General features: G+C 41.7%; 10 protein-coding genes and 1 tRNA gene. 7 read left to right on the top strand and 4 right to left on the bottom strand.

All coding sequences use genetic code 11. From position 1 onward, the window contains the following. The first annotated feature begins 9 nt into the window (after positions 1–9). The 7 genes from BM378_RS03015 (at position 10) to msrB (ending at position 8,255) form a co-directional block, all read left to right on the top strand. Entirely contained in the window at positions 10–3,405 is a 3,396-nt protein-coding gene (locus BM378_RS03015) for a chromosome segregation SMC family protein (RefSeq protein WP_074988588.1), read from the top strand. A gap of 36 nt (positions 3,406–3,441) precedes the next feature. Further along, positions 3,442–4,146 carry a cell division protein ZipA gene (gene zipA, locus BM378_RS03010; RefSeq protein WP_036969545.1) on the top strand — a complete coding sequence of 235 codons (705 nt, stop codon included), beginning with the start codon at positions 3,442–3,444 and terminating at the stop codon, positions 4,144–4,146. 84 nt (positions 4,147–4,230) lie between these two features. Beyond that, positions 4,231–6,252, top strand: coding sequence for an NAD-dependent DNA ligase LigA (gene ligA, locus BM378_RS03005; RefSeq protein ID WP_074988587.1), 2,022 nt, complete (start codon positions 4,231–4,233; stop codon positions 6,250–6,252). Continuing rightward, a complete protein-coding gene (locus BM378_RS03000) occupies positions 6,245–6,589 on the top strand; it encodes a DUF3392 family protein (protein ID WP_036969540.1) in 345 nt (114 codons plus the stop codon). Before ligA ends, BM378_RS03000 begins: the two co-directional genes overlap by 8 nt. Continuing rightward, entirely contained in the window at positions 6,586–7,080 is a 495-nt protein-coding gene (locus BM378_RS02995; protein ID WP_065979790.1) for a DUF2919 domain-containing protein, read from the top strand. Before BM378_RS03000 ends, BM378_RS02995 begins: the two co-directional genes overlap by 4 nt. A gap of 2 nt (positions 7,081–7,082) precedes the next feature. Further along, a complete protein-coding gene (locus tag BM378_RS02990) occupies positions 7,083–7,541 on the top strand; it encodes a hypothetical protein (RefSeq protein WP_036969534.1) in 459 nt (152 codons plus the stop codon). Positions 7,542–7,811: 270 nt separating this feature from the next. Further along, positions 7,812–8,255, top strand: coding sequence for a peptide-methionine (R)-S-oxide reductase MsrB (msrB, locus tag BM378_RS02985; RefSeq protein ID WP_036969532.1), 444 nt, complete (start codon positions 7,812–7,814; stop codon positions 8,253–8,255). Between the two features lie 5 nt (positions 8,256–8,260). Here msrB and BM378_RS02980 read toward each other — a convergent pair whose 3' ends face one another. From BM378_RS02980 to BM378_RS02965, 4 genes are all read right to left on the bottom strand, one after another. Continuing rightward, a complete protein-coding gene (locus BM378_RS02980) occupies positions 8,261–10,210 on the bottom strand; it encodes an ATP-binding protein (protein WP_074988586.1) in 1,950 nt (649 codons plus the stop codon). Next, entirely contained in the window at positions 10,207–11,565 is a 1,359-nt protein-coding gene (locus BM378_RS02975; protein ID WP_167330958.1) for an extracellular solute-binding protein, read from the bottom strand. Before BM378_RS02975 ends, BM378_RS02980 begins: the two co-directional genes overlap by 4 nt. A gap of 26 nt (positions 11,566–11,591) precedes the next feature. Continuing rightward, the gene (locus tag BM378_RS02970; protein ID WP_065979792.1) at positions 11,592–13,226 is read right to left on the bottom strand and encodes a response regulator; all 1,635 of its coding nucleotides are present in this window, start codon (positions 13,224–13,226) and stop codon (positions 11,592–11,594) included. Between the two features lie 355 nt (positions 13,227–13,581). Next, positions 13,582–13,657: transfer RNA gene (locus tag BM378_RS02965), tRNA-Val, on the bottom strand. Between the last annotated feature and the right edge of the window lies 1 nt (position 13,658).

Here is a 13,658-nt window from a genome sequence, read left to right as displayed (position 1 = left end):
AACAACTAGATGCGCTTAAGCACCATAAAGTTAGCGGGTTTCAAATCGTTTGTTGAACCCACTAAAATCCCATTTCCTGATCAAATGACTTGTGTTGTCGGGCCTAACGGCTGTGGCAAATCAAATGTTATTGATGCGGTGCGCTGGGTGCTTGGTGAAAGTTCAGCGAAGAACTTACGTGGCGATGCCATGACCGATGTTATTTTTAATGGCTCAACCAATCGTAAGCCGATTTCACAGGCCTCTGTTGAGCTAATTTTTGATAATACCAGTGGTCATTTACCGAATACGTTTGCTGACAGGAACCAAGTTGCTATTAAGCGTTTGGTAACGCGTGATGGGCAATCTATTTATTTTCTTAATGGCAGCAAATGTCGTAAGCGCGACATTACTGATATTTTCTTGGGAACAGGGCTTGGGCCGCGAAGCTATGCCATTATAGAACAAGGCATGATATCGCGACTAATCGAGAGTAAGCCTGCCGATTTGCGTGTGTTTTTAGAAGAAGCCGCGGGGGTGTCTAAATACAAAGAGCGCCGACGCGAAACACAAACCCGTATTAAAAGTACTCGCGAAAACCTTGAGCGCTTACTGGATGTTCGTAAAGAGTTACAAACGCAACTCGATAAACTTGCTGTACAGTCAGTCGACGCGAAAAAATACCGTGAGTTAAAAGCCACAGAGCGGACTCTAAAAGGGCAAATTGCGGTTTTAAAGTGGCAAAAGCTGCATCAACAGCAAGTTGATAAGGCTGCTGAAATAGATAAGCTTAAAGAACAAATACAGTTTTTTAAAGAAGCCCACTCTGGTCATGATGATGTTTTAGCGAGCCTTGAGAATCAAGTACAGCTTGAGCAGCAAAAATTACAAGATGCACAACACGCGCAGCACCAAACTCACACTGAGTTAACGCGTAAAGAGCAGCAACAAATCAGCTTAAAGCAACAGCAGCAAAATATTAGTCAAAACTTGATTAAGCAGCAGCAACTGCAATTGCAAAACAAAGAGTTGCAGGCTGAGCAACACGCTGCGGCTTCTTTACTGCAAGAGCAGTTACAAGAAGCGATAGAGCAAAGTTTATTATGTGCAGAGCACGTGGCCGAAGTTGAACTTCACGCATCAGAACAACATCAGCACAGACATACAGCTTCACAGGAATACCAGCGTGCATTAGAGCAAAGTCAAACGCTCAGTAGTGAGGTGACAGTAGCCAAAAATCAGCTGGCGCATTTTTCGCAATCCATCGACCAACTAGAGACACAGCTTAAACAGCTTACGGACGAAATCAGTGAGCTTGAAGCGACTCCTGTTGCGACGCAGATTACTGAGCAGCAAACTCATATCCAAGCGCTCACCAAGGAACTTGCTCAACAGCAAACGGCTCTGAATCGGCTGACACAAAATCTAGTGCAAACAGAGACAGAGCAAGCACAGTTAGCGCAAGCACTACAACGGGTGCAACAACACAGCAATGAAAATAAAGCCAGTATTGCGGCACTGAGTTCAGTCCTGAGTGAGCATGCTGACAGTGACCGCACTTCTTTATTATCGCAATTAAAAGTAACGCCAGGTTTTGAGCCTCTCGTTGAGCAAGCTTTACTGGGTCTTGAGCATTTACAGGTCAGCAAAAATGCGCAGCCTAATAGTGTTTGGTCACAGACCCTTGCTGTGCCTGATCATTCATTAGCACAATACATTGAACAGGGGATTTACCCTGAATTGCTGACACGATTTGCATTTCAAGCAACGTTTGATGAAGCGATTCTAGCGGATCCATATTGGCTCGCCGTGATTGATGAAAAGGGCTGTATTTATGGTCGTAATTTTCAAGCTGATGCAAAAAAAGACACGGACAACTCACTGCTGTTAAAACATGCCCAGTTGAGTGATGCAGAGGAACTTGATGAAGAGCTCAATGAGCAAATCGCAGACAAGCAACAGCAGCTCGACAGTCACCTTACCAAAAAGAACACGCTCATCGCTGAAAAAGAGCAACACAGAGAGCGTATTCATCACGTTGCGCAGCAAATTGCCTCAGCAAGTACTCGCAGAGACATGCTCCTTGAGCAGCAAACGCAGTGGCAAAATCAACTGGCTAAATTACAGCTGCGCAAAACGTCGCTTAAAGAGCAAATGCAAGGTGTCGTTCAGCAACAAGAAAACCAACAATTGCGCCTAGAAGATTTGCTAGAACACCACGCAACGCTTGAAAGTAACCTTGAACAGGCTAAGCAAGTGCAAATGGATGCTGACAATCAGTATCGCCAAGTTGCGTCTCAATTAGAGCATTACAAGACACTTGCCCATCAAGCGAATTTAGCGGAACAAAAAGCCCGTAGTGAGTGTCAACTCAGTGAAACAAAATTACAACATGCTGATGCAGCACATACAGCCGCAAGTGACGCTGTTTTAGAATTAACAGCGCAGTTAGAAGAGTTAGTGATCCCGCTTGAAGAGACGGCAGAGCATATTGTGTTATTGCTTGAAAAACATCAACAAAGTGACGTTGAGCTAAAAAACTTGCAAGCGTCACTGACTCACGCTAAAAAGGAACTAGCGGATAAGCAGGCATCGCTTAAATCATCGCAATCAGAGCTAGTTACGTTGCAAGAACAACTGCAATCACTGGCGTTAGATGAACAAAGTTTGCTTGTAAAAGCGCAAGCGGCGCTGGAGCCACTTGAAGAGTTGGATCAACACTTAAAAACAGTGCTTGAATCACTGCCAGACAATGCCAACTTAAATAGTATGCAAAGCATGCTATCTAAAACGACGCAGGGCTTACATGAACTAGGGGCAGTTAACTTAGCCGCGATCGATGAGTTTGAGCAGGCTAAGCAGCGAAGTGACTATTTAGATCAGCAACTTGATGATTTAACTCAAGCACTTAATACGCTTGAGGGCGCGATTCAAAAAATCGACCGCGAAACAAAAAATCGATTTAAGGCGACGTTTGAACAAGTAAATAGTGATTTTGGTGAGTTATTTCCAAAAGTATTTGGCGGCGGAAGCGCTTACTTAGAATTAACCAGTGATGACTTGCTTGAAAGTGGTGTTAGTATAATGGCACGGCCTCCTGGCAAGAAAAATTCGACAATTCACCTGCTTAGTGGTGGAGAAAAAGCGCTGACCGCATTATCATTGGTGTTTTCAATATTCAGGCTCAATCCAGCTCCATTCTGTATGCTAGATGAAGTGGATGCGCCATTGGATGATGCAAATGTGGGTCGTTTTTGCCGTTTGGTAGAAGAGATGTCACAATCAGTGCAATTTATTTATATCAGTCATAATAAGATTGCTATGGAAATGGCAGGCAGATTGACGGGTGTAACTATGGCTGAACCAGGCGTTTCACGTATGGTTGCCGTAGATATCGAACAAGCTGTGCAATTGGCACATGCATAAATTTAGTTAGGCATATCAAATAATAAAGGTGAGGGGATGGCCGAAGAATTAAGATGGGCTTTAATCGTAATCAGTGTATTTGTCATTGGTGGTTTATTAATTCATGGTTTATGGTCTGTGCGCAAAAAGGATAATCCTGATGTTGAGCAGCAAGAACGGGTTGAGCCAAATGAAGCAAGTGCAGAAACGAGTGAGTCTTCACAGCCTTATGCGCAAGAGCGTGATGAGCCTGAGTTTGGTGATTTAAGCTTTACTGCTGAAAACACCGAAGAGCCAGACGTTGAAGTCGAAGAAGCGGCTGACACTGAAGAGCAACCAGAATCGCCTGCACCGACAGACTTTATAATTGTGCACTTACAGATGCCAGAAGGCTTAGCAATGGAGGGCAGTCAATTACTGCCAGCTGTTAATATGCTAGGTTTCAAATACTCGGATGAAGGCTTCTTTAATCGCCATCTAGACCCTGCTGGAACAGGCCCTGTGTTATTCCGTTTAGTGAATATGTACAATCCTGGAACGTTTGATATTGATAATATGGAACAGTTCAGCACAGCGGGTGTTAGTTTGTTTATGACATTACCATGCGATGGTGATGGCCTAAGTGCCTTCAATATGTTGCACAGCGCTGCTAAAAAGTTAGCGGATGAGTTTGGTGCGACTATTTTAGATAGCAACCGTGAAGAAATGACGGTTGATAGCGTACGTGAATATGTTGAAAAGGTAAGAAGCTTTTCAGCGTAATCCATATTCGCAAGTAAATGATTGTTAGGCCACTTGGCGTTAAGTCGTCTAAGTGGCTTTTTTATGTAGATTTTTGAGGTTTTCATGTCCAGCCCTATCTTTGAGCAAATTAGTCAACTACGTGCCCAGTTAGAAGAGCATAACCATAATTATTATGTGCTGGATGCACCCAGTATTCCCGATGCTGAATATGACCGCTTAATGCGAGAGCTAAGTAGCTTAGAGCAAGCAAATCCTGAGTTTCAGAGTCCTGATTCACCCAGCCAAAAAGTGGGTGGGGCCGCGCTTGATAAATTTGAACAAGTAACGCACCAAGTTCCTATGTTGTCGCTTGATAATGCTTTTTCACAAGAAGAGTTTGCGGCGTTTAATCGCCGAATTAAAGAGCGCGTGATGGATACCCGCGAACTCACATTTTGCTGTGAACCAAAGCTTGACGGTTTAGCTGTGTCGATTATTTATCGTAATGGTGCGCTGGTTCAAGCTGCAACACGTGGCGATGGTATGGTGGGTGAGAACATTACACAAAACGTGAAAACGATTCGTAATGTGCCATTAAAACTTCGCGGCAATGACTTTCCTGCTGAACTTGAAGTACGCGGCGAAGTATTTATGGACAGTGCAGGCTTTGCAAAACTGAACAGCGACGCTGAAAAGCGAGGCGAAAAGGTATTTGTTAACCCTCGTAATGCTGCGGCTGGGAGTTTACGTCAGCTCGATTCTAAGGTAACGGCAAAACGCCCATTAATGTTTTATGCATACAGCACAGGGCTGGTGGCTGATGGACAACTGCCAGAAGATCATTACCAACAACTGGCAAAATTGACTGATTGGGGATTACCACTTTGCCCTGAAACTAAGTTAGTTGAAGGTCAACAGGCGGCGCTTGATTATTATCAAGACATCTTAGCGCGCCGAAGTGAGCTTGCCTATGAAATTGACGGTGTGGTTATTAAGGTCAACGACAAAAAGCTCCAAGAGCGTTTGGGCTTTGTTGCCCGCGCGCCCCGTTGGGCTATTGCGTTTAAGTTTCCAGCTCAAGAAGAAATTACACAACTTTTAGATGTTGAATTCCAAGTAGGGCGAACGGGTGCAATTACACCGGTAGCACGTTTGGAGCCCGTATTTGTTGGCGGAGTCACTGTATCGAATGCCACTTTGCATAATGGGGATGAAATAGCCCGTTTAGGCGTTAAAATTGGCGATACGGTGATTATTCGCCGCGCAGGCGATGTAATCCCTCAAATTACCCAAGTGGTACTGGAACGTCGTCCTGAGAGTGCAAGAGAGATTGTATTCCCAACCACTTGTCCAATTTGTGACTCGCATGTAGAGCGTATCGAGGGTGAAGCAGTTGCACGATGCACCGGTGGGTTGGTGTGCCAAGCACAACGTAAACAAGCAATTAAGCATTTTGCTTCACGTAAAGCGCTTGATATTGACGGGTTAGGAGACAAAATTGTTGACCAATTAGTCGATCGTGAGCTTATCAAAACGCCTGCTGATTTATTTATTTTAAAACAAGGTCACTTTGAGTCACTTGAACGAATGGGACCAAAGTCTGCTAAAAATTTGGTGAATGCGCTGCAAGAGGCAAAGCAAACTACCTTAGCTAAATTTCTTTACTCTTTGGGTATTCGTGAAGTCGGTGAAGCAACAGCTCAAAACCTCGCTAATCACTTTTTAACCTTAGAGAAAATTACTCAAGCCAGTGTTGATGCACTAACAGAAGTGAGCGATGTGGGTGAAATTGTTGCTAAGCATGTGCGCGGGTTCTTTAGTGAAGAGCACAACATGGCTGTTGTTAATGCGTTAATAGAGCAGGGAATTCATTGGCCAGCTTTAAATGCACCAAGCGCTGAGAAGCAACCTTTAGCTGGGCTGACGTATGTTTTAACAGGCACCTTAAGTGAGCTTAATCGAAACGATGCGAAAGCGCGTCTGCAAGCTCTCGGCGCAAAAGTATCGGGGAGTGTGTCGGCTAAAACAAATGCCCTTATTGCAGGTGAAAAAGCAGGCTCTAAACTAACAAAAGCACAAGAGCTGGGTATTGAGGTGCTTACTGAAGCCGATTTAATTGCTTTATTAAGTGAACACAATGGATAGTTTGCAGCAAGCTGTCTCGTCAGTCGCTTTAACGATAGGTCAGTGGATTCAACCCCATTTGTATAATATTTCTTTATTGTTAGTGGTGTGTTTTATCTCATTATATGCCAACGATATTATTAAAGTGACTAAGCGCTTTGTTGCCAGACGTCACTTTATTATTCGCGTGTTATGCTTTGTTGCCGTGACAGGCTTTGGTATGGGGCTTTTGGTGGTGTTTGTGACGCCATTTTTAAGTAAGCTACTGATGTTATTAGGTATAAAGTGGTTAGGTTTAACGTTAACCGGTGCATTCTTGGTATTGGGTGTTATCGCAGATAAGAAGAATCAGCTATGATGCGTTACGGGCCAGAATATTGGGATAAACATGGCGCTTATCGAACCCCCATAGCGTTTCATTTAACCTTGTTAGTACTGCTTCGTAGTTATTTTATCTGGTTAATGGCCGCGTTAAGTCGGCGTCCTGATTTAGATATTATGTCGTTGTTTTTTAGCTCTAAATCAGAGTTTTTTATGGCGATAGGCATTGCAGCAATTGCGCTGTTACCCGCGGTTGTTTTTTGTTTTAGAAGGCCACAAGAAAACCCTGAAACCGCTAAGCGGTGGGCAACTGTGTGGCGTTTTATGCGGTGGCCTTTGATTGTGTGTGCTGTGATAGATTTAGGCTGGCTGACCTACCAAGCCGCGCACAGTTATTATCAATTCTCATTTTTTTTGGCGTGCCAAATGGTATTGGTGCTTTGGGTGCTACTTTATCTGGTAAAAAGTCGCTATTTATCCGTGTTTTTCAATGATTGGCCCGATCCAATCGTAAAAAAAGGAAACTAACCATGCTGGCTATTAATCAATTACTAGCAAAAATTTCAGCATTGATTGCAGTGGTATTGATTGCCCTGTGGTTTTTTACACCACTTTGGCACAGTGTCGCGTTTTCTTTTTTTGTTCTTTTGTGGGCTTTTATCACAGTATCAAGTCTGTACCGTGTGACACCTTTATTCGTGTCACGCAATCCAATTGAAGATTCATTAAAGCGCGATGTTAACCAGTTAGCATTGATTAGCCTTTCCGGTTTGTTTGATTTTAAACGCAAAGCGGAATTTGTATTAATAGGGCAGATTAAAAAGATAAAAATTGGCGATGGCATTATTCATGTTACCGATATCAATGAACAGACATTGACCGCAGTTTTAAGCGTTGCAGAGTCGAAAATTGACGCTTATTTACATACCTTACTGTCTGAACGAGAACGCGAAAATATAAAAATAATTAAGCAGTCTAGTACCGACTAGCCATAATACAGAATCATTTCGATGGATTTAACCAGTTGCTATCTGCGTTAAAAATTGCTCATGAACGACAGTTTCGTTGTGGGCGTTAGAGCAAGGTAGGAGCAATGGCCGATAGCAACTAAATATCATCGTTTTTGCCTTGCGACCACACGGTTTTTTTTGCATCAAAATAGATCATTTAAGTAAGTAAATTGGTATAAGGTTTAATTTGCTTAACTATTTTTTAAGCAGTATTTTGAACGTGGGTTTATCAATACCTAGGAGAACACAATGTTAACTTGGCAAGATATTTTAGAGTTTGCCCACAACGGCAATCCAACACCTCCCCGTAGAGTTGAAAAGACGCCATTAGAGTGGCAGCGTGAGCTTGCGCAAGATACTTTCTATGTAACACGCCAAAAAGGCACAGAGCGTCCGCACAGCTCTGATTCATGCACACTCTTTGAGCCTGGGAAATATGCGTGTGTATGTTGCGATAATTTATTGTTTGATGCCGATGAAAAGTTTGACAGTGGCACTGGTTGGCCTTCATTTACCCAACCAAGCAGTGTCGAAAGCATTGCGTACATAGCCGATACAAGTCACGGTATGCAACGTATTGAGGCTATTTGTAATGTCTGCGATGCCCATTTAGGTCATGTTTTTCCTGATGGTCCGCCGCCAAGTGGTTTGCGCTACTGCATGAATGCTGTGGCAATGAAAAAATGCGATTAGGTAAACTAATCTAAATATTGCGCAATAATAACAATAAGGTGCTCTCGGTAAATTGGCTTACTGATAGTGTAGTCTGTCAAGATACTTGATTGTGCCTTATCATCCTTTAAAGCCGAGGCTGTTACAGCAATAATCGGGATATGTTTAAAACGATCATCACTGCGAATTAACTGGCTGGCTTCAAGCCCTCCCATTACAGGCATCTTCAAATCCATTATGATTAGGTCAGGCTGATGTTGCTCTATTTTTTTCAGTGCATCTTCACCATTAATTGCCGTATCGATAGTAAAACTCCAGCGCGATAAGAACGATTCTAAATAATCACGGTTATAGGGAATGTCGTCTACGATTAAAATGCGCGCAGGATTAAAGTGATAACTAGTGATTGCAGGGTAATTACGGTGCTCAATTTCTGTTATTGATTCAGCTAACTCGACGTTGGGAATTGAAACAATAAACTCACTGCCTTTGCCTTTTTCACTGATAACAGATAACTCGCCGCCCATCAATTTTATAAAGCGTAATGAAATAGCAAGGCCTAAGCCTGTACCACCAAACTCAGAACTGCGTTGTCCTTGAACTTGTTCAAAGTCATTAAAGATTAAATCTTGTTGATCTTTTGGAATGCCTTTACCGGTATCTTTCACATGAATTTTTATATCAAGATGGCTGTCGTCATCATGTGGTTTAAAGTCAAAGTATACGCTTACACTGCCTTGTGACGTAAACTTAATAGCATTACTTATTAAGTTGGTAAGTACTTGACGAAGCTTGTTACTGTCGAGCAATACGGGGGGAGTGAGATCAGGGTGTGCGGTTACTTTAAAATTGAGATCTTTTTGTGCGCTGAGCTGTAAAAACATCATATTTAATTCATGGCACATGGTGGGAATTTCAACCCGCTCAATATCGAGCTGCATTTTACCTGCATCGACTTTTGATAAATCAAGAATATCGTTTAGTACGTTTAATAACGAATTGCCTGAGATAGAAATCGCTTCAAGGTAGCGGCGTTTGTTTTTGTCGGTTTCGCTGTCTTGCAATAATTGGCTGAAGCCTAACACGGCGTTTAAAGGTGTTCTTAACTCGTGAGACATATTGGCTAAAAAGCGACTTTTTGCTTGGTTTGATTGTTCTGCTTGTTCTTTTGCATCCAAGTATTCTTGAGTGCGCTTAGCCACGGTTTCTTCGAGTTGACTGTGCTGTTCATGCATGCTGTTAATTTGCTGTCTAACCGCGGCTCGCATCATTTTAAAGCCACTGGCAAGTGTGCCTATTTCATCTTGGCTTTTAATATTAATAGGGCAATTTAAGTCGCCTGTGGTCACTGCATGGGAGAACTCAACAAGTTGATCAATGGGTTGCAAAATTATGCGCCTAATAATGATATAAGCAATAATGAGTGCTGTTAGCAGGTAGATTGCAAATAAAGAGACGGCGTTACTGATAATAGATTTGGTTTTTTGGGATAAATCGATGTCAGAAAACGTGACAATAACGTAACCAATATTTTCACCGTAATGATTTTTTACTGGCACTGTTACAGCGTACTGGTGATCAAGCGCGATAATCTTATTTCGTCTCGGATTGAGTTGCTGCAATATCGTTTGATTCGTCTCTAAGGTATCGACTTTGCTGTTATCGGGGTGAGCCGCAATAAAGTTATTTTGATCAATAAAATAAATAGTTTTGAGGTCATCAAAGGTATTATGTTTGAGAATATTTTTTAATGTTATCCCCTGAATTTTTAAGACCCAACTGCCAGTGGTGTTATCTGATGTTAATGAGTTTATTTCAGACAGCATCGGCGAAACAATCGCGTCTGCTTTTTCACTCATATTAAGCAAGGTTTGCTCTTTTAATTCCAAGACATGTATAGCCGTGCTCACGCCTAAAATTAGCGTGATAGTAAAGCCTATGATTATCAGAATTTTATGCGCAATACTGATTCTCATTGGCTGCTCTTAGTTTGTGTTTTTAAAGCGTGCATGTTTGCATTAATTTTTGCATCAGTACTTTTAATTAATTGTTTAATGTCGGCACCATAAAATATTTGGCTAAATGTTTGCGAAATAATTTCACCAATGACTGGAAATTCAACCATACCGGCTTGCAGTCGATCAGGCGTAGCATGCTCAAACACCCATAGCATTGCGTTGTTAAAGCCGGGTTTATTGACTAAAGTAAATAGCTTTTCGTGCCATACCTTTTGTCTTGGTGGCGACCCCCCGGTGCTGAGTAAAGCGGCCGTTTGCTCACTCGTTGCCCATTGAATAAATAACCAGGCTGCAATTTTTTTATTAGAGTGGCTATTAATCGCAAATGCCCATGCCCATGGTGATGTTTCTCTGGCAACAGGTCCTTTTGGAAGGGGAGCGGCTTCCCATTTATTCCAAATATCGGATTCTTCAGCCGTGTCTATTTCATTGTAAAAGTGAGACGCAAGGATTGCTGAAGCCAGTTTGCCGTGCTTAAACAATTGACGTATCTCATAAAAATGCAGTAAGCGGCTATTTTCCGGATTACCGTAACCTGTAACTAAGTTTCGATACATTTTAAGGCTTTGTGCCGTCTGTGGACTATCAAATGTTGATACACCTTGTTCATTGAGCACTTCTGCGCCATAGGCACGCATTACGGGTAACACCGTCCATGTATTAAGCCCCGCACCGGGTAGTGTGCGTGAAGCAAACGCGTGCATGCCGGCGAGTTTAGAGTCGGCATCAATCGCGCGCTGTAATTTTATTTTAGTTGCGTGTAACTGCTCGTAAGTATCTGGCACTTCAAGGTTAAAGCGCTCAAATAAATCTTTGCGATAAAAATAAATAGGGGCTGAAAAATCAAAAGGTAAAGAATAAAGTTTGTTATCTATTTTGCAAAGAGTGAGGCTTCTTTCGCTAATATCTTCAAGTTGATACCACGTTTTATCAGTTATGAGTGGGTTATCTAGATAAGGTTGTAGGGGCTCTATCCAGCCTTGATTTTGTGCTTCACCTAAAAATGTAATGCCCATAGGCAATACATCGTATAGGCCTAAACCTTCGCTTAAATCTTGATGACGACGAGAGCGCATTTGAGATTGTTCCAGCGCATGGAAACCAACAGAAATCCCGGTAAGCTGCTCAAACAGGGGGATATAAGGTTTAAGAGCCAAAAATGCGGGCTGCTCGTCAGCCAGTATATTTATATGACTGCCTGCTTCACTTTGCCAATTTATATTAGCTTGCTGCCAATACTGCAAAGTAGCAGAAGCAATACTGACTGGACTGAAGAGTGCTATTGCAGCTAAAAGAAGCTTAATTGATTTCAAAAAAGGGCGCTCCATAATGAGAACATTTACTCAGATAGCTGAAGATTCATTTTTGCAGCTTGCGCTTTTATTTTTTCGAAGCGAGTGGCTTGCTCATCGTGTAATGTGTATTCATTAAGTAAAGCGTAGCATTTTTTTGCTAGCAATAAGTTAAATGATTGCCCTTGCGCATTAGAGTCGAATAAACATTGTAAAAGATTCAATGCAATACTGGCGTTTTTAGGCATAATTCTAAAGGCCTGTGTAAACGCTTCGAGCGCAATATTTAGCTGGCCTTTATTAAATTGCGTAACAGCATGGTTATTGAGTTCTTTCGGCCCCATTTTGATATCACGACGTTCAGTTTGCTGTTGTTGAATGTAGCGAAGAAACACAGGATCACTTACAGAAGGATGGCGCTCACAATGGCTTATAATTTGATTAAAGAGTGTTTGCGCTTTGTTGTGAAAACCGAGCTCGTGGAATGCCTTTGCTTTATCAAGCGCACCATCAACAGAACGAATTTGACTGTCACTCTCATCAAGCTGCTCGATTAGGGCCTTTGCTTTTTTATGCTCGTCTTTCAAATAATGTAAACGTGCGTTGAGTACATCAATTTGGGTTTGATTATTACTATTTGGAAACTGTTGTTTTAAATCATTTAAATATTGATTTGTTTGTCTCGCAATACGATTAACTTGGTCTGTTTGATCTGTTGTCAGAGCAAAATCGATACCTGCCCGTGCTGCATTTAAGTATATATCAGGGTGATCATGTATGGAATGCTTTGCATAACTGGCGATATCTTTTTGCGTTAAGTAGCTTTTCTCGTAGTCATGATTTAACAGTGATACATGGCTGAGTGTTTTTTGTCGCTCAATGTTTCTTGGTGCTATATCAACAGCTTGACTAAAAAATAGTTGAGCGTCATCAAACTTATTAAGTTTAATGTCTAAACGACCTAACAAATCAAGGGCCACAAGGCGAGTTTCACTGCGCTGTAGCATGGTTTTTAACATGCGTTGAGCAAGAATATGCTCATTATTGGCAATAAGCGCCTCTACTAACCCGACTTTAGCCCACGTAAATTTTTGTATATCGAGTACGGATTTAAAAAATGTTTTCGCATCTTCATTTCGATTTAAACGAAGTAGGGCATCACCTTTTAATCGTAATAAAATGGCACTGTAGGTATTACTTTTATTTTGTAGTAATTCATCGATTTTCTTTATTGCTTTCGAGTCATTTTCATCATCAATTAGCTGATAAACACTGTAAAGGTGGTGCTTACGTAGTAGTACTTTCTCAATACGGCTTTTTAATTCATAAATGGTAAATGGCTTTACTAAAAAATCGTCAGGCTGGAGCTCTAACACACTATGAACTAGAGAACCGCTTGTTTCGGCTGAAATGAAAATAAACCCTGTGGAGTTTTTAATTAAGCGTTTAACTTTAAGTTCTTCGTAAAGTTGGTAGCCATCTTGGTGCTTGCTTAAATTGAATGAGCAAACAATGAGATCAAATTGTTCGTCCTGACATTGTTCTTTGGCTGAAATGGCATGGTCAGCAAAGCGCAGTTGTCGAAAACCTAATCCTTCGAGGGATTGTTTCATGTAGCTTTGAGCGAGTGGTTGCTCTTCAACTATTAAAATTTTGGCTTTCGAAAAAATCTTTGCAGGCATTGGACTTGCGATCGAGTGATATTAACAGTGACTATAATAAACAGTCTAGCTGCTGACAAGGCAAATTACAGGTTTTCAATTAATTTAAAAACCTGACTCATGCTATAGCATGACTTATGTCGTATTTTTTATTTCCTTTTTATCTCAAAGAATTAGCTTAGCAATTAGCTACAAACGTGATGATATTTATATTAGTGAATATCAAAAATGGCACAACGACTAGACGTGTTTTACAGGTGATGGGTCGTACTGGACTAGCACCATCGAGCCGAGTCTTTGTAGAGAGTGGCGATGCTTTTAGAAAATTTAGAATATAAAGTACAAAGTATGGAGTATGAAAAGAGAGTTTTATATGTGGTGGGTCGTACTGGACTTGAACCAGTGACCCTCGCCTTGTAAGGGCGATGCTCTCCCAACTGAGCTAACGACCCA

The organism is Pseudoalteromonas lipolytica (genome assembly GCF_900116435.1).
Lineage (GTDB): Bacteria > Pseudomonadota > Gammaproteobacteria > Enterobacterales > Alteromonadaceae > Pseudoalteromonas > Pseudoalteromonas lipolytica.
The sequence above is the reverse complement of the archived record's forward strand: the minus strand, read 5'-3'. Positions and strand labels throughout refer to the sequence as shown.

Excerpts from the sequence above, each read along its gene's own strand:
- BM378_RS02990 (WP_036969534.1), top strand. The coding sequence starts at position 7,083 with ATGCTGGCTATTAATCAATTACTAGCAAAAATTTCAGCATTGATTGCA.
- BM378_RS02995 (WP_065979790.1), top strand. The coding sequence starts at position 6,586 with ATGATGCGTTACGGGCCAGAATATTGGGATAAACATGGCGCTTATCGA.
- BM378_RS02970 (WP_065979792.1), bottom strand. The coding sequence starts at position 13,226 with ATGCCTGCAAAGATTTTTTCGAAAGCCAAAATTTTAATAGTTGAAGAG.
- BM378_RS03000 (WP_036969540.1), top strand. The coding sequence starts at position 6,245 with ATGGATAGTTTGCAGCAAGCTGTCTCGTCAGTCGCTTTAACGATAGGT.
- zipA (WP_036969545.1), top strand. The coding sequence starts at position 3,442 with ATGGCCGAAGAATTAAGATGGGCTTTAATCGTAATCAGTGTATTTGTC.
- BM378_RS03015 (WP_074988588.1), top strand. The coding sequence starts at position 10 with ATGCGCTTAAGCACCATAAAGTTAGCGGGTTTCAAATCGTTTGTTGAA.
- ligA (WP_074988587.1), top strand. The coding sequence starts at position 4,231 with ATGTCCAGCCCTATCTTTGAGCAAATTAGTCAACTACGTGCCCAGTTA.
- msrB (WP_036969532.1), top strand. The coding sequence starts at position 7,812 with ATGTTAACTTGGCAAGATATTTTAGAGTTTGCCCACAACGGCAATCCA.
- BM378_RS02980 (WP_074988586.1), bottom strand. The coding sequence starts at position 10,210 with ATGAGAATCAGTATTGCGCATAAAATTCTGATAATCATAGGCTTTACT.